Here is a 15,974-nt window from a genome sequence, read left to right as displayed (position 1 = left end):
GGGAGGGCGGAACTCGGGGCGGTTCTCGTCGAGTGCGTCGTTCAGGCGTCGGCCTTGACGCGCGCGGCCGCGTGGCGTCCGGCGCGTCGGCCGAAGTATGATCCCTCACCCAATTGCGTTCCGCTGCAATATCCCTTGCAGTCCTGCGCGATGTTCGACGCGCTGGCGCCGGCCGCGTAGAGGCCCTTGATGACCTTGCCGGACTCGTCGATCACCTCGCCGTCGACCGAGGTGGCCATGCCGCCCATGGTGAAACCCGCGTACATGGCCTTGCCGAGTGACAGGTTGTAGGCGGCCCAGGGGCCGGTGTCCTGGGGTTCCAGGAACTCGGCCGCCTTGTGGAAGTCAGGGTCCTCCTTCTTGGCGGCGTTCTCGTTGTAGCGGGCCATCGTCCGCTGCAGGTTGCCCTCCGGGATGCCCAGATCCTTCTCCATCTCCTCGATGGTCTCCCAGCCGTCGATCAGCGGGATGAGGTAGTTCTGGTTGGGATTCATGTGTGCCTCGTCGACGATGAGGTAGGCGACCGAATCCGGTTGTTCGAGAATGAATCCGGAGGTCCGGGCGTGGTAGGAGTCCTCGGTGACGAAGCGCTCGCCGAACTTGTTGACGATGACACCCATGACCATGCTGGCCGGCGGGTAGATCGGGGCGGTGATGAACGCCTTGTCCATGTACTTCAGTTCGGCGCCCACCGAGCGACCCAACCGCAGGCCCAGACCGTCGTCGTAGGTGTTGCCCAGGACGAACGGCTTCTCGGCGAGGTACGGCGTGTACTCGGCGACCATGTCCGGGTTCATCACGAAACCGCCCGCGGCGATGATGACCGAGTTGGCGCGGATGACGCCCTGGCCGTCGGAGGACTTCCACGCGACACCGGCGACCGCGCCGTCGGAGTCGACGACGAGCTGCCGCGCGCCCGTCTCGTAGCGGACCTCCACGCCGAGCTCGTCGAGTCGCTTCACGAGCAGGTCGATGACCAGCGACGCGCCGCCCGTCTCGCCGGGCACCGGCACCTTGTGGCCGCGCGGGGCCGGCTTCGCCATGGTGTTGAACGGCCACACCTTCTCGTTGCCGGTGTACATCAGGCCCTCGGTGCCGGGCTGGATGACGGCCTTCTCCGGGTAGAAGCTGCGCTCGAACTCGAAACCGAGACCCTCGAGCCAGTGGAAGTGGTCGACGCTGTCGACGCAGTACGCGTGGATCTTGTCGACCTCGGGATCGATCGACACCGCCGTGAGGTATTTCTCCATCTCCTCGGGGGTGTCGTGCTGACCCGTCGCCTCCTGCACCGGCGTGCCGCCACCGAGGTAGAAGAACCCGCCGGACAACGATGTGGTGCCGCCGGCCGCCGCCGCGCGTTCGAGCAGCAGGACCCGTGCGCCGTGAGCCGCGGCCTCCGCCGCCGCGCATCCGCCCGCGATGCCGAACCCGATCACGACGACGTCGACCTCGTCGGAGAACTCGGTCACCGAATCGAGGGCGACGGTCTCCGGGATCTCGGTACTGGTAGCCATGTCGCTCAGGTTAGCGGAAGAAATAGAACCTGTTCTAGTGTTCTCCCGATAGCCGGGAGGTCCGCTTTGCCGAGTTCGTCGACGCTGCGTCGGGCAAACGGCCGTCGGACGATCGGACGCCGTTCACCCGCGATCACACCCGCCCGCCCGTGATCGGCGTATCAAGAAGTGTGACCTCCTCGAACCCGCATCCGAACCCGACCGGCCCCTGGATCGCCGGGATCGTCGCCGTGGGCGGCGGGCTCGCGGCCGGGGAGATCGCGGCGGTCCCGGTCTCGCCGGACGCCTCGCCGTACCTCGCGGTCGGTTCGTCGGTGGTCGACCATTCGCCCGAGGCCGTCCGCGAGTGGGCGATCGCGACCTTCGGCGTGGTCGACAAGGTCGCGCTGTTCGTCGGGATGGGCATCGTCGTCGCTGTCCTGGCCGCCCTGGCGGGCGCGCTGGAGCGACGGTGGCCGCCCGCCGGTTCCGCGATCGTCGCGACCTTCGGCGGAGTCGGTGTGCTCGCCGCCGTGAACCGTCCCGGCGCGGTGTGGACGTATGCGCTGCCGTCGGTCGTCGCTGCTGTCGTCGCCGTCACCGTGCTCCGAATCCTGATCGCGCAGTTGGGAACCGGAACTCAAGATGCGGCCGGGGACGAGCCGGACCCGAGTGCTGCGCGGTTGTCGCGCCGGTTCCTCCTCGTCGCCGGTGGCGTCGCGGCCGTCGCGGTCGGCGTCGGTGTCGTCGGGCGCCGCATGCTCGCCGACGCCGCCGAGACGCTCGCCGACCGGGCCCGCCTGATCCTGCCCCCGCCGGCGCGACCCGCGCCGCCGATCCCTGCGGGGACCGATGTGAACATCGACGGCGCAACGCCTTTCGTCACCGACAACGACACCTTTTACCGCATCGATACCGCCCTCCAGGTGCCCACGTTGACCACCGTCGAATGGCGCCTGCGGATACACGGCGACGTCGACCGCGAGGTCACGCTCACGTGGGACGACCTCCTGGCCATGCCGATGGTCGAGCACTACGTGACGCTCGCATGTGTCTCCAACGACGTGGGCGGGAACCTGATCGGCAACGCCCGCTGGCTCGGCGTGCCCATGCGCGACGTCCTCGACCTCGCCGGCGTACGGCCCGGGGCGGACATGCTGCTGTCCACCAGCATCGATGGATGGAACTGTGGCACACCGATTTCCGCGGTCACCGATGGCCGCGACGCCCTGCTCGCGGTCGGGATGAACGGAAGCCCGTTGCCCGTCGAACACGGCTATCCGGTCCGGCAGGTGATCCCTGGACTGTACGGCTACGTGTCGGCGACCAAGTGGGTCGTCGACTGGGAGATCGCCCGGTTCGCCGACGCACAGGCGTACTGGACGAGCCGCGGGTGGTCGGCGCTCGGCCCGATCAAGTCGTCCTCGCGGATCGACCGTCCGGCCCGCGGCAGGCACCCCGCCGGCGACGTCGTCATCGCAGGAACCGCGTGGGCACAGCACGTCGGGATCGCGCGCGTCGAGGTGCGCATCGACGGCGGCCCGTGGCAGCCCGCCGAACTCGCCACGGAGTACGGCACCGACACCTGGCGGCAGTGGTGGTTCGTCTGGAAGGCCGACAAAGGCGACCATACGGTCGAATGTCGCGCGATCGACCGGAACGGCCGGCCGCAGATCGAGCGGTACCGGTCCCCGGCTCCCGACGGGGCGACGGGGCTCGACAGCCGTAGGTACACGATCACGTGATCTGTTCCAACGGATTCGGTTACCGGCCAGTAGTTTTCGCGATTACCGCCGAGTATCGGCAAATCTCATGACCAATGGCTTGTCAAGGTCGGAGTGAGGTTTCTGACTCCGGTTCAGTTCGGGCCTCCACCACGTGTTATGTTCTTCCAACCCTATATGTGAGCCGGGTGACAGCCATCGCTGTCGGAACCGAGCATTCGTGACCTGCGTCAGGTCGTCCGCACCGCCGATACATGGCGGAGCTGCACGATTTGCACGCAGGTCACGCCGTTGTACAACGCGAGCGTCGACACCGGCGCCGAAACAACGCGACGCTGTGCGCAGCGTCGCACCGGACAAGGTGAGATAGATGACAGTGGGAGTCGTGCGTGAGACGGCCCCGGGGGAGCGCCGCGTGGCGCTCGTCCCGAAGGTGGCCGCCTCGCTCGTGGGCAAGGGTGTGCCCGTCGTGGTGGAGTCGGGGGCCGGACTCGGCGCCCTGATCCCCGACGAGGCATACACCGAGGTCGGGGCGACGATCGGGGATCCGTACTCCGCGGATGTGGTGTTGCGCGTGTCGCCGCCCTCGGATGCGGAGATCGCCAAGCTGCGCAGCGGGCAGAAGCTCATCGGCTTCCTCGCCCCGCGCAATGCGGACAACAAGATCGATGCGCTGAAGAAGGCGGGGGTCGAGGCCTACGCGGTCGAGGCGATCCCGCGTATCTCGCGCGCCCAGGTGATGGACGCGTTGAGTTCGCAGGCCAATGTCGCCGGATACAAGGCGGTGATCGTCGCCGCAGATCTGTCGACGCGTTTCTTCCCGATGCTGACCACGGCGGCCGGCACGGTGAAGCCGGCCACGGTCCTGGTGCTGGGCGTGGGTGTGGCCGGGTTGCAGGCGCTGGCCACGGCCAAGCGTCTCGGCGGACGGACCACCGGTTACGACGTGCGGCCGGAGGTCGCCGAGCAGGTTCGTTCGGTTGGTGCGCAGTGGCTCGATCTCGGGATCGACGCCGCAGGCGAGGGCGGGTACGCCCGCGAGCTGACCGACGAGGAGCGCGCCAAGCAGCAGCAGGCGCTCGAGGATGCGATCAAGGGCTTTGACGTGGTCATCACGACCGCGCTGGTGCCGGGTCGCCCCGCCCCGCGTCTGGTGACCGCCGCAGCGGTCGAGGGGATGAAGCCGGGCAGCGTCGTGGTCGACCTCGCCGGCGAGACCGGTGGCAACTGCGAGCTGACCGAGCCGGGCGAGACGATCGTCCGTCACGACGTGACGATCACGGCACCGCTGAACCTCCCGGCGACCATGCCGGAGCACGCCAGCGAGCTGTACTCGAAGAACCTGCAGGCCCTGCTCGAGCTGATGCTCGACGAGAACGGCGCGCTGACGCCGAACTTCGACGACGAGGTCCTCGCGGCCGCGTGTGTCACCCGTGAGGAGGCGGCCTGATGTACTCCGGACTGCTCGCGAATCTCGCGATCCTGGTGCTCGCCGGGTTCGTCGGCTTCGCCGTCATCTCGAAGGTCCCCAACACCCTGCACACCCCGCTGATGTCGGGCACCAACGCCATCCACGGCATCGTCGTGCTCGGCGCGCTGGTGGTCCTGGGCAAGCTGCCCGCCGACGCCGGCTGGGGCGTGCGCATCATCGCGTTCGTCGCGCTGGTGTTCGGCACGCTCAACGTGATCGGTGGCTTCGCGGTCACCGACCGCATGCTGGGCATGTTCAAGGGTAAGAAGGAGGCCGCCAAGTGATCGGCTCGCAACTGCTGCTGGCGGCGGACGCGCACACCCCGAGCGAAGGCGTCGGGTATGTGGTCACCGCGCTCTACATCGTTTCGTTCTCGCTGTTCATCTACGGCCTGATGGGCCTGACCGGCCCGAAGACCGCGGTGCGCGGCAACTGGATCGCCGCGACCGGCATGGGCCTGGCGGTGGCGGCGACGCTGCTCTACATCTGGAACTCCGGTGCGGTCGGCGAGGACGGTCACTCGACCGTCGGCGTCCCGGCGATCAACTGGATCCTGATCGTCATCGGTCTCGTGCTCGGCGTCGTGCTGGGCATCCCGCCGGCGTTGAAGACGAAGATGACGGCGATGCCGCAGTTGGTGGCGTTGTTCAACGGTGTGGGTGGTGGCACGGTCGCGTTGATCGCGTGGGCGGAGTTCATCGAGACCTCCGGCTACTCGGTCTTCCACAACACCGAGCCCGCGTCGCCGCTGGTGATCGGCTCGCTGATCGCCGCGATCATCGGCTCGATCTCGTTCTGGGGTTCGCTGGTGGCGTTCGCCAAGTTGCAGGAGATCATGCCGAAGGGTTTGGAGAAGGCGTTCACCGCGAATGCGAAGCTGTTCCAGGTGGCCAACATCGTGTTGCTGGCGGTGGCGTTGGGGTTGGCGATCTTCTTGGGTGTGCAGGCTGCCGATGGTGGCGGTGCGAGCGTGTGGTGGATGGTCGGTGTGCTGGTGGCCGCCGGGGTGATGGGGTTGTTTGTGGTGTTCCCGATCGGCGGCGCCGATATGCCGGTGGTGATCTCGTTGCTCAACGCGATGACCGGCCTGTCGGCGGCGGCCGCGGGTATCGCGTTGGACAACACGGCGTTGATCGTGGCGGGCATGATCGTGGGTGCGTCGGGGTCGATCCTGACCAACCTGATGGCCAAGGCGATGAACCGGTCGATCCCGGCGATCGTGTTCGGTTCCTTCGGTGGCGGCGACGCCGCTGCCGCGGGTGGTCCGGGCGGTGCCGGCGGCACGGTCAAGGCGACCTCGGCCGCCGATGCGGCGATCCAGATGGCGTACGCCAACCAGGTCATCGTGGTGCCCGGCTACGGTCTCGCCGTCGCGCAGGCCCAGCACGCCGTCAAGGAGATGGCGAGCCTGCTCGAGGCCAAGGGCGTCGAGGTCAAGTACGCGATCCACCCGGTGGCCGGTCGCATGCCCGGCCACATGAACGTGCTGCTCGCCGAGGCCGACGTCGCATACGACGCCATGAAGGAGATGGACGACATCAACGGCGAGTTCGCCCGCACCGATGTCGCCATCGTGATCGGCGCCAACGACGTCACCAACCCCGCCGCCCGCAACGATCCGTCCAGCCCGATCCACGGCATGCCGATCCTCAACGTCGACGAGGCGCGCTCGGTGATCGTGCTCAAGCGGTCGATGAGCTCCGGGTACGCCGGTATCGAGAACCCGCTGTTCTACGCCGAGGGAACCTCGATGCTGTTCGGCGACGCCAAGCAGAGCGTCGACGCCGTCATCGAAGAGCTCAAGGCGCTCTAGGACACGACGAGCCGAAGAGCCTCCGGTGGTGCCCGACCTGCGGGCCCCCGGAGGCTTTTTCGTGTTCGCGAGACGACACCGATCAGGAATCGAGAAGCACCGCGGGCGCGATCGCGGCTAGCGTCGATCTCGACGCAAGGTGATGGACCGGATGAAGGAGTGAGCATGTCGTTCTGGAAGTGGTACCAGCGAAAGGTGAACGAGCGCACCGTCGAACGCATCCGCACCAAGAGCGGGACGATGTGGGGGATGGACATGGTCATCCTGCGCACCAAGGGGCGGAAGTCGGGAAGGCCGCGGGAGACCCCGCTCTGCTGGTTCCCACACGACGGCGGGTGGCTGGTCGTCGCCTCCGGCGGCGGCAAGGGCACCCCGGACTGGTACGCGAACCTGACCGCTCATCCCGAGTCGGTGGAGATCGAACGGCATGGGCAACAACCGGTTCCGGTGAAGCCTGCGGTGCTGACCGGCGAGGAACGCCGGGCCGCGTGGGAGAAGGTCGTGACGGCGCAACCCCGCTACGCCAAGTACCAGAAGAAGGCCTCCCGTGAGTACCCGGTGGTGAAGCTGCAGGCGGCTTGAGTCCGCGGCCCCGGGACGAGTGCCGCGGACCGGGCTCGCTCCGGCGATGAGTTCTGCGCGCGGACGGTGTCTACCCCTGCACGACACCCCGACCACTCGTCACAGGAGATCGATCATGGCACTCGAGAACAGCACCGCAGACAGCACCGCAGGCAGCACCACGACTGCCGCCGAACCTACGGGCGCCGCCTCGGCACCTCGTCGGAACCTGCGCCGCACAACGGGGATCGTCATCAGCGTCCTCGTCGGCGCCTTCCTCGTCTTCGACGTCATCGGGAAGCTGACGCGGCCGCAGGCGGTCGTCGACGGCACCGCCGAACTCGGTTTCCCCGAGTACCAGGCCGTCGTGATGGGCGTGGTGCTGCTGACGTGCCTGGTCGTGTACGCGATCCCGCGCACCGCGGTCCTAGGGGCACTCGGCATCACCGCCTACCTCGGCGGCGCGGTCACCGCGAACATGCGCATCGAGGCGCCGCTGTTCGGCAGCATCCTCTTCGCCGTCTACCTCGGTGTGCTGATGTGGGTCGGGTTGGTGCTCCGCCGGCCGGAACTGCTCCGGGTGGCCGGCCTGCGGCGCTGAGCAGGGCGAACCCGGCCGTCGAGCGACCCCGCCCCTGTTATCGACTTGGAATCGGACAGGTGCGGGGTCGTTGCGCATGTCTCGTACCGTTACGCGAGTGACTGGTGTTACCAGAGTGAAGCGCAGGAAGCTTGCCGCCATCGCGACCATCGCGGTGGCGGCTCTCGGTGGTGTGGCCATCGGGTCACTCCCCGCCGACGGTGCGAGTGTGGTGACGACGGCGAACGCCGTCGATCCCGCGGGGTTGTACAACGAAGCCCAGTCGAAATTCGCGAGCGGCGACGTCGCCGGAGGGCTCGCGGCCCTGCAGCAGGCCCTCACGCTCGCGCCCGCGGACACCGACGCACTTGCCCTGCAGGCGATCTGGGCCGACCAGGCCGATGACGCGTCGTTGAGCCGGACCGCGCTCAGGAGGCTCGGCGTCTTGAACTCGTTCCTCGCGACCACGGCGCGCAACGTGATCGACGGCGTCGCGACCGCCGCGCAGATCGTCCCGGACACCGATCCGAAACCCGTTGCCGGCCGCGTCGCGATCGTCGTCCTCGGCTTCGGCCTCAACGCCGACGGAAAGATGGCACCCGAGTTGGTGAATCGGGTGTCGGCGGGCAAGGCGCAGGCCGACATCACGCCGGGTGTCCCGATCGTGGTCACCGGCGGTGTGCCGAAGAACGGCGTCACCGAGGCCGCCGCGATGCGGAACTGGCTGGTGGGCAACGGCGTCGATGCCTCCCGGATCCTCACCGAGGACAAGTCCGGGTCGACCGTCGCCAACGCCCAGAACACCTCGGAGATACTGCGCGCGAAAGGTATTCGCGACATCGTGCTGGTGACCTCGCCCAATCACATCCGACGCGGCGCCGCCGACTTCGGCGCCACCGGACTGCGGGTCGTCGGCACGGTCACCACCGCCACGGACCTCGACAAGTACCGCACCCCGCTGAGCAAGAGCCGGCAGGCCGGCATCCGGCTCGAGGCGACGCGGGCGGCCCGCATCCCCGCGACCCATCAGCCGGGCGTGCTGCCGCAGAACCTCCCCGATCCCGGGCCCGGACTGCTCACCGACATCGGCGGGGAGGTCCTCAAACAACTGCTGGACGCCGGGTCGTCGGCGATCGGCACGGGCGGCGAATAGGTCCGGGAAACGGACTAGAACATCACCGAGCGGTAATGCGTGACCAGGCGGCCCTGGTCGTAGACGTGGAACGCGATGCCCGGCGGTTGCCCCCGGTTGACGACGTCACGTCCTTCGAACGGCAGGTTCAGCGTCGACGCCACACCCGGTGCGACGCACAGCGGTCGGTCGGCGAACCGGGTGACCGCCGGGGTGTGCGCGTGCCCGCAGAGGAACGCGACGATGTTCGGGTGTTTCTCGACCAGCCGGACCAGGCGTTCCTCGCCGGTCTGCCGGATCGAGTCCATGAACGGCATGTGCAGGTCCACCGGCGGGTGGTGGAAGGCGACGAAGACCGGTGTCTGCGGTGTCTCGCCGGCGATCTGTTCGGACATCCAAGAGAGCGTCTCGTCGTCGAGGTGGCCGTCGTTGCGTCCCGGAATGGAGCTGTCGACCACCAGGAACAGCACGTCACCGATCTTGCGGGCCTGATTGATCGGACCCGAGGACTCCGCGCCCAGCAGGGTCGCGCTGAACGGTTCGCGGACGTCGTGGTTGCCGGCGGTGATCAGCATCGGCAACGGAGACTCCAGGACCCCGTAGGCCTCCTGGTACTCGCTCGGCGTGCCCTCGTCGGCCAGGTCACCGGTGACCAGGAGGACGTCGATGCCCGCCGCACGCGCGTTGATGTAGCTCAACGTCGACTGGATGCGGCTCCGGTTGAACCGCGTCCCGTTGAAATGCAGGTCGCTGATGTGGGCGACGACGAACACGAAAGGCTCCTGTCAAGGTCACTGACTTCCACGAGGCTAGTCCTCGCGGTCGCCGGATCGTGCATTGCGGGGTCCCGGGGAGTCGTAACACACGTCGATCCCGGCATTGTGTTTCAGCCCGCTGCGTCGTGTCGCGCCCACCGCGACGCCGAGGGGTCGTCGCAGGTCAGGCGTGTAGTGTTCGCGCGAACAGTGCCTCGAGTTCGGCGAAGTGGTGCTCGCACGCCTCGTGGTGATAGGCGGGGACGTCCGACATCGCGTAGCCGTGCGCGGCGCCCGGGTAGACGGTCGTCGAGTGGGCGACCCCGCTCGAGGTGAGCGCGTGCTCGAACCGTGCGATCGCCTCGGGAGGGAGTGATCGGTCGTTGTCGGCGTGGATGGCCAGCACGAATGCGCGGATGCCGACGAGGTGCAGATGTGGGCTCTCCGGCGAGTCGGTGACGAGCCCACCGGTGTGGAACATACCCACGGCCGCGACGTCGTCGGGGCGGGCGGCGGCGATCTCCAGCGCGTAACGGCCGCCCATGCAGTAACCGGTCACCCCGATCGGGCCGTCGGCTACCCCGGGAAGCCCCTTCAGAGTGTCGACGTACGCCTCGAGGTCGGCCCGGACGCGGTCGCGCGACAACGACGTGACCTTCGGCAGCGCCGAGGCGAAGAACCTCGGCAGTTTCTCCGGGTCGGCCAGGTCCTCCTCCGGCGGGGCCCAGTCCGCGGCCGGGCCGTGACGGTAGAACAGGTGCGGCGCCGCGACGACGTGGCCCCACGACGCGATGCGATCGGCCATCGTCCGGATGCGTGGCCGCAGGCCGATCAGGTCGGAGATGAGCAGGACCCCCGGCAGCGGCGCGTCCGTCGCGGGGTCGGGACGGGCGACGTAGCACTCGGTGTCGCCGTCGGCCGCCGGGATGGTGATCGTCTCGCCGTGGACCGCGGGTGGTTGCATGTCGGCTTCCTCGGTTCTCTGTCTGGATCACGGTTCGGGTCTCGGCTGTGCGGCCCGCCCACGACTGGTCATCGGTGACATGCACGGCCCGCCCCATTGATACCGAAAGCCCCCTGTTACCGAAAGCCCCCTGTTACCGAAAGCCCCCTGTTACCGAAAGCCCCCTGTTACCGAAAGCCCCTGATACCGAAAGCCCCCTGATACCAGGAGCCTCCCGACGCCGGCGCCCGGCCGTACCGGGTTGTGGCCGTTCAGATCCCGGCAGCCGGGGCCGGCGCGGCGTCGGCGTCGTGTGCCCGCCGGCGCGGGAGCAGGAACGCGGGCAGGGAGATCAGCGCGGTGAGCCCGAACGCGACCCAGAAGGCGTGGCCGAACGAGTCGGCGAGCAATGGTCCGATGACGGGCATGGACTGCGGTGGGACGGACGCGATCCGGTCGGTGCCCCCGGCCGGTGCGGGCAGATCCCGAGCCGCGAGTTCGTGGGAGAGACGCTGGGTCAACGCCGTCACCATCAGGGCACTGCCCAGGGATGCGCCGACCTGCTGGATCGCCGACAGCGTGGGTGCCGCGCGGGTGACGGCATCCCTGCCCAGATGGGTGTACGCGGCGGAGATCGTCGGCATCATCACCGATCCAAGCCCCATGCCGCGGACGAACAGGGCGACGCTGAGCCAGAGGTACGAGCTGTCGACCCCCACGTGGGTGAACGGAAAGGTGCCGATCATCGCCAGGCCCACGCCGACGGGGACGACGTATCCGGCGCCCACGCGGTCGGTGAGCCGTCCGGCGATCACCATCGCGACGACCGCGCCGAGTCCCTGGGGCGCGAGGAGAAGGCCGGCGGCGAGGGCGCCTTCGCCGCGGACGGTCTGGTAGTACAGCGGAAGCAGCAGCATGCCGCCGAACAACCCGATCGCGACCAGGAACACCGCGACGGTGCCGGCCGCGAACACCTTGTCGGTGAGCAGTCGGACGTCGATGATCGAGTCCGCACCTCTGCGCAGGCTGTGCCATGTGTAGACGACGAGGCCGAGCCCACCGCCGACGAGCCAGCCGAGCACATCCCATTCGCCGAACCCGCCGTGCGAACTCGCCCGGGACAGGCCGTACAGCAGACACACCAGACTCCCCGACAGGAGTGCGAGCCCGAGCATGTCGAGGCGGTCGCGCTCGGGTTCGGCGTCGCCGTGCGGGAGCTTCCACGCTGCAAGCACGACGGCGACGATGCCGACGGGGACGTTGACGAGGAAGATCCAGTGCCAACTCGTGTACTCGACGAGCAGGCCGCCGATCACCGGGCCGAGCACCGGCCCGAGGAGCATCGGGACCCCGAGGATGGCCATCGCCCGGCCGAGACGTTCGGGACCCGCAGCACGGGTGATGATGGCCTGCCCGGCGGGCAGGAGCATGCCGCCGCCGAGTCCCTGCAGGATGCGGAAGCCGATGAGACTCTCGATCGACCACGCCGCGGCGCAGAGGGCCGAGCCGGCGACGAACAGTGTCACCGCGGTCAGCCAGGTCGGTTTCGGCCCGAAGCGGTCCATCGCCCATCCGGTGAGCGGGATGACGAGGGCGACCGCCAGGAGATACCCGGTGACCACCCACTGTGTGGTGGACAGTGACGACGAGAGTTCCGAGCTCAGCGAGTCGAGCGCGACGTTGACGATGGTGGTGTCGAGGACGACCATGACCATGCCCGAGACGATCACGAGGCCGGTCACGATGACGCTGCGGTCGAGCTTGTCCGATCTCTCTCCGGTGGAACCCGTCATGGCGACCCCGTTCGACGTCCACGGCGTGTGCGTGCGTCTGCACGCACACCCCTCCCATTCTGTGCGGACCCATTGTGCGCGGCGGAACCATTGTGCGCGGAGCGCGGGCCGTAAGGGGGGCGGTTGTCGTGCGGTTGCCCGGTTCAGAGGTCTCCGGGCAGCTTGTCACGACGGATTCCGCGCCAGCTCGGGTGCCGGAGGTGTCCGTCCATCGTCCAGTCCATGAAACGCACCTCGCCGACGATCTTCGGCAGCACCCACACCGCGTTCGACGCGATCGGACGGTCGAGCTTGTCCAGGAACGGTGACCGCGAGATCTTCAGCGGCTCGAGTTCTTCGGCGAGCGAGCGCAACTGGGCATCGGTGAAACCGGTCCCGACGCGGCCGACATAGCGCAGTCCGGTCTCCTCGGGCAGGCCCAACAGCAGCGACCCGATGGTGTTCGAGCGGTTGCCGCGGCCCGGACGATATCCTCCGACCACGACCTCGATGTCGCTCCAGTTCTTGTGCTTCAGCCACTTGGTGGACCGGCGGCCCTGCTGGTAGATCGAGTCGCGGCGTTTGGCGACGACGCCTTCCAGGTTGTGTTCCCGGCTGTACTCGATCGCTGAGCTCGCGGGGGTCGGCAGCAGTGGCGGGACGTCGATGTAGGTGGACCCGCGGAACGCCGGGGCGAGCTCCTCGAGCAGCTTGCGCCGCACCGACCACGGCTTGCGCAGCAACGACGTCCCGTTGAGGTAGAGGATGTCGAACAGGTGCAGCTTGAGCGTGTACGGCTCCTCGGTGTGCTTGCGGGCGGTGAAGAGCGTGAAGTTGGTTCGGCCCGACGAGTCGATGGCCACCGCCTCGCCGTCGAGCACCACGTCCATCAGCCCGAGATCATCGACGATCTCTGCGAATTCGGGGAAATCGGCGGTCATGTCGATGCCCGATCGGGAGGTGAGCCGGAATTCCTCACCGACCTTGCGGATCAGCAGGCGGTAGCCGTCCCACTTGCCCTCGAACGCCCAGTCCTTCTCGTCGAGGGCGGCGATGGGTTCGTCGGTGGCGAGCATCGGCCGCGGGTCGGTGAGACTGTCGGGCAGGATCGGGCGCGGCTCGTCGGTCATCAGATGGGCCAGCCAGTTCTTGTCACCCGTGCGGATGAGTGCATAGCGGCCCTGGACGCGCTCACCGTGCAGTCGGACGATGACCTCCTTGTCGCGCCACTTCTCGAGCTCGTAAGTGCCCCTGTCCCAGATGGATACGTGGCCGCCGCCGTACTCGCCCGCGGGGATGTCACCCTCGAAGTCGGCGTAGTCCATCGGGTGGTCCTCGGTCTGGACGGCCAGGCGGTTCTGATCCGGGTCGGTGGGCAGGTTCTTGGGAACCGCCCACGACACCAGGACGCCGTCGTGTTCGAGCCGGAAGTCGTAGTGCAGGCGTCGTGCGTGGTGCTCCTGGATCACGAAGATCGGGGCGTCGGGGACCTCGTCGCCGTCGGCGTCCGCGGCCTCGAGGCGGGCCCGGTGGTTCTCGTCGCCGAACGGTTCGGGGGTTTTGGCCCGGTTTCGCTTGCGGATGTACTCGCGGAGGTTGATGACCTGACCGGTGTCCTCGTTCCCGTCCTTCGCGGAGCCGTCCGATTCGGCGTGGGCCATGTTCTCCCGCAGCGCCTCCGCCGTCTCGGCGGTCGCCTCGTCGTCGGACGACGAGTCCTCCTGGGACAGGGCCGCGGCGATCTGGTCCTCCTCGTACGGGTCGTCGAGACCCTCGAGGAGGTCGCCGAGTTCGTCGACCCGCTCGAGCACCTCGGTGAACAGCAGTTGGGAGAGCTCCGGATCGGCGATCTCGTCCCACGTGCGGGGCGCGGCGACCCACGGTTTCTCGCGTCCGCGCAGCGAGTACGGGCACAGCGTCGTCTTGGCGGCGTTGTTCTGGCTCCAGTCGATGAAGACCTTGTCGTCACGGATCTTCTTCGACATGTTGGCGGTGATGAAATCGCTGTGCTGGCGGGCGAATTCGTTGGCGACCTCGCGCGCGACCCTCCGCGCGGCGTCGGAGCTCACCGGCTTGGGCAGCCGCGCGTAGATGTGGATGCCCTTGCCGCCGCTGGTGACCGGGTAGGTGGTGGTGCCGGGGAGCCAGTCTCGGATCCGAAGTGCCACCTGCGCGGTTTCGTGGAGCGGGACGCGGGGACCGGGGTCGAGGTCGAAGACGATGCGGTTGGCGAGTCGTTCGCCGTTGGGGCCGATCGGGAGACGCCATTGCGGCACGTGGATCTCCAGCGCCGCCATCTGGGCGAGCCATACCAGCGTCGCCCGGTCTTCGGCGAGGGCGTACTCGATGACGCGCTCGCTGTGCTGGATGCCGTGGCGCTTCACCCACTCGGGTGCGCTGTCGGGCAGGTCCTTCTCGAAGAACGGTGTGGATTCGACGCCGTTGGGCCAGCGTTTCCGGGTGATGATCCGGTCGCGCAGGTGCGGGAGCATGACGTCGGCGATGCGCGAGTAGTAGTCGATGACCTCGAACTTCCGGGTCCCGGTCGCCGGATAGAGCACCTTGGAGAGATTGGTGATCGAGATCCGGCGGCCGTCGACCTCCAGGTTCTCTCCGCCCGCCATTCCTCCATTGTCCACATCGGCCGGCGGCGCCGGGTTGTCATGCGCGATCGTGCTCGGTTGGCGACGGCGCGCGGTGACACCTGGCACAATGGCGCACATGCGCTCGATATGGAAGGGCGACCTCAGCTTTGGCCTGGTGAACGTGCCGGTCAAGGTCTATTCCGCGACGGAGAGCCACGACCGCAAGTCGTATCAGGTGGACTCCTCCGACGGGACCCGCATCCGTTATCGGCGCGTGCGTGAGGGAACCGACAAAGAAGTCGACTACTCCGACATCGCCAATGCATACGAGACGGAGTCCGGCGAGACGGTCATCCTCACCAAGGACGACCTGGCGACGCTGCCGTCGCAGAAGAGCCCGGAGATCTCGATTCTCGAGTTCGTCCCGGTGGAGCAGGTCGACCCGATCTATTTCGACAAGCCCTACTATCTGGAGCCCGCGTCGAAGTCGCCCAAGGCGTATGTCCTTCTCGCGAGGGCGCTGGAGGAGACCGACCGGCTCGCCATCGCGTCGTTCACCCTCCGCAACCGCACCCGCATCGCGGCGCTGCGCGTCATCGACGGGGTGATGACCCTGCAAACCCTGTTGTGGCCGGACGAAATCCGCAAACCGGACTTCGGGTTCCTCGACGAGGACGTGGAGATCCGGGACCAGGAGCTCAAGATGGCGTCGTCGCTCATCGAGTCGATGGCCGCCGACTTCGACCCGTCCGAGTTCGAGGACACCTACCAGAACGAGCTCGCCAAGCTCATCGAGGCGAAGGCCGAGGGTGGCGAGGCGTTCCCCGAATCCGACGAGGAATCCGAGGAAGAGGACTCCGAGGTCGCCGATCTTCTTGCGGCGCTGCGGGCTTCGGTGAAGGGGCGCGGCGGGTCGTCGGATGATTCCGACGAGAAGGGCCCGGAGAAGGGCCCCGACGACAAGGGGTCTGACGAGGACTCGGGGGAAAAGGCTCCGGCCGAGAAGGCGGCGAAGAAGTCCCCCGCGAAGAAGACGGCGGCAACCAAGACGGCGGCAACGAAGACGGCGGCAACGAAGACGGGCGCGAAGAAGGCCCCCGCCAAGAAGGCCTCGCGCAAGGCCAGCTGATCGTGCCCTCCTGTCG

At 67.8% G+C, this 15,974-nt stretch carries 13 protein-coding genes; 8 read left to right on the top strand and 5 right to left on the bottom strand.

What is annotated here, in order from left to right; genetic code table 11:
* Positions 1 to 41 precede the first annotated feature (41 nt).
* Entirely contained in the window at positions 42 to 1,514 is a 1,473-nt protein-coding gene (locus ABFT43_RS15920; protein ID WP_347961306.1) for an FAD-binding protein, read from the bottom strand.
* Positions 1,515 to 1,684: 170 nt separating this feature from the next.
* On the opposite strand from ABFT43_RS15920, the gene ABFT43_RS15915 reads away from it, so the two are divergent.
* The 7 genes from ABFT43_RS15915 to ABFT43_RS15885 all read left to right on the top strand — a co-directional run bounded on the left by ABFT43_RS15915 (position 1,685) and on the right by ABFT43_RS15885 (position 8,795).
* Positions 1,685 to 3,238 carry a molybdopterin-dependent oxidoreductase gene (locus ABFT43_RS15915; RefSeq protein ID WP_347961305.1) on the top strand — a complete coding sequence of 518 codons (1,554 nt, stop codon included), beginning with the start codon at positions 1,685 to 1,687 and terminating at the stop codon, positions 3,236 to 3,238.
* 349 nt (positions 3,239 to 3,587) lie between these two features.
* Positions 3,588 to 4,667, top strand: a complete 1,080-nt coding sequence (locus tag ABFT43_RS15910) for a Re/Si-specific NAD(P)(+) transhydrogenase subunit alpha (protein WP_347961304.1) — start codon at positions 3,588 to 3,590, stop codon at positions 4,665 to 4,667.
* On the top strand, positions 4,667 to 4,972 hold the full coding sequence (locus tag ABFT43_RS15905) for an NAD(P) transhydrogenase subunit alpha (protein WP_006358004.1): 306 nt from the start codon (positions 4,667 to 4,669) through the stop codon (positions 4,970 to 4,972). Before ABFT43_RS15910 ends, ABFT43_RS15905 begins: the two co-directional genes overlap by 1 nt.
* Entirely contained in the window at positions 4,969 to 6,501 is a 1,533-nt protein-coding gene (locus ABFT43_RS15900) for an NAD(P)(+) transhydrogenase (Re/Si-specific) subunit beta (protein ID WP_347961303.1), read from the top strand. Before ABFT43_RS15905 ends, ABFT43_RS15900 begins: the two co-directional genes overlap by 4 nt.
* 165 nt (positions 6,502 to 6,666) lie before the next feature.
* On the top strand, positions 6,667 to 7,083 hold the full coding sequence (locus tag ABFT43_RS15895) for a nitroreductase family deazaflavin-dependent oxidoreductase (protein WP_347961302.1): 417 nt from the start codon (positions 6,667 to 6,669) through the stop codon (positions 7,081 to 7,083).
* Positions 7,084 to 7,198: 115 nt separating this feature from the next.
* The gene (locus tag ABFT43_RS15890; RefSeq protein ID WP_347961301.1) at positions 7,199 to 7,663 is read left to right on the top strand and encodes a DoxX family protein; all 465 of its coding nucleotides are present in this window, start codon (positions 7,199 to 7,201) and stop codon (positions 7,661 to 7,663) included.
* Positions 7,664 to 7,739: 76 nt separating this feature from the next.
* A complete protein-coding gene (locus ABFT43_RS15885; RefSeq protein WP_347961300.1) occupies positions 7,740 to 8,795 on the top strand; it encodes a YdcF family protein in 1,056 nt (351 codons plus the stop codon).
* Positions 8,796 to 8,809: 14 nt separating this feature from the next.
* Here the strand turns inward: ABFT43_RS15885 and ABFT43_RS15880 are convergent, their stop codons facing one another.
* The 4 genes from ABFT43_RS15880 to ABFT43_RS15865 form a co-directional block, all read right to left on the bottom strand.
* Positions 8,810 to 9,547: a metallophosphoesterase gene (locus ABFT43_RS15880; RefSeq protein WP_347961299.1), complete on the bottom strand. Its 738-nt coding sequence runs from the start codon at positions 9,545 to 9,547 to the stop codon at positions 8,810 to 8,812.
* 166 nt (positions 9,548 to 9,713) lie between these two features.
* Positions 9,714 to 10,493: a dienelactone hydrolase family protein gene (locus ABFT43_RS15875; protein ID WP_347961298.1), complete on the bottom strand. Its 780-nt coding sequence runs from the start codon at positions 10,491 to 10,493 to the stop codon at positions 9,714 to 9,716.
* 251 nt (positions 10,494 to 10,744) lie between these two features.
* Positions 10,745 to 12,265 carry a DHA2 family efflux MFS transporter permease subunit gene (locus tag ABFT43_RS15870; protein ID WP_347961297.1) on the bottom strand — a complete coding sequence of 507 codons (1,521 nt, stop codon included), beginning with the start codon at positions 12,263 to 12,265 and terminating at the stop codon, positions 10,745 to 10,747.
* 143 nt (positions 12,266 to 12,408) lie between these two features.
* Positions 12,409 to 14,868 carry an ATP-dependent DNA ligase gene (locus ABFT43_RS15865; RefSeq protein ID WP_347961296.1) on the bottom strand — a complete coding sequence of 820 codons (2,460 nt, stop codon included), beginning with the start codon at positions 14,866 to 14,868 and terminating at the stop codon, positions 12,409 to 12,411.
* A 97-nt stretch (positions 14,869 to 14,965) separates the two neighbouring features.
* On the opposite strand from ABFT43_RS15865, the gene ku reads away from it, so the two are divergent.
* The gene (gene ku, locus ABFT43_RS15860; RefSeq protein WP_457590165.1) at positions 14,966 to 15,958 is read left to right on the top strand and encodes a non-homologous end joining protein Ku; all 993 of its coding nucleotides are present in this window, start codon (positions 14,966 to 14,968) and stop codon (positions 15,956 to 15,958) included.
* Positions 15,959 to 15,974 lie beyond the last annotated feature (16 nt).

This window comes from Gordonia aurantiaca (assembly GCF_039939235.1).
In the GTDB taxonomy this organism is placed as follows: Bacteria; Actinomycetota; Actinomycetes; order Mycobacteriales; family Mycobacteriaceae; genus Gordonia.
Note: the sequence above shows the minus strand (reverse complement) of the source record. Positions and strands in the feature narration are given on the sequence as shown.

Bases quoted from the DNA above. Each gene is read 5' to 3' on its own strand.
- ABFT43_RS15920 (WP_347961306.1), bottom strand. From the start codon at position 1,514: ATGGCTACCAGTACCGAGATCCCGGAGACCGTCGCCCTCGATTCGGTG.
- ABFT43_RS15910 (WP_347961304.1), top strand. From the start codon at position 3,588: ATGACAGTGGGAGTCGTGCGTGAGACGGCCCCGGGGGAGCGCCGCGTG.
- ABFT43_RS15905 (WP_006358004.1), top strand. From the start codon at position 4,667: ATGTACTCCGGACTGCTCGCGAATCTCGCGATCCTGGTGCTCGCCGGG.
- ABFT43_RS15895 (WP_347961302.1), top strand. From the start codon at position 6,667: ATGTCGTTCTGGAAGTGGTACCAGCGAAAGGTGAACGAGCGCACCGTC.
- ABFT43_RS15890 (WP_347961301.1), top strand. From the start codon at position 7,199: ATGGCACTCGAGAACAGCACCGCAGACAGCACCGCAGGCAGCACCACG.
- ABFT43_RS15885 (WP_347961300.1), top strand. From the start codon at position 7,740: ATGTCTCGTACCGTTACGCGAGTGACTGGTGTTACCAGAGTGAAGCGC.
- ABFT43_RS15875 (WP_347961298.1), bottom strand. From the start codon at position 10,493: ATGCAACCACCCGCGGTCCACGGCGAGACGATCACCATCCCGGCGGCC.
- ABFT43_RS15870 (WP_347961297.1), bottom strand. From the start codon at position 12,265: ATGACGGGTTCCACCGGAGAGAGATCGGACAAGCTCGACCGCAGCGTC.
- ABFT43_RS15865 (WP_347961296.1), bottom strand. From the start codon at position 14,868: ATGGCGGGCGGAGAGAACCTGGAGGTCGACGGCCGCCGGATCTCGATC.
- ku (WP_457590165.1), top strand. From the start codon at position 14,966: ATGCGCTCGATATGGAAGGGCGACCTCAGCTTTGGCCTGGTGAACGTG.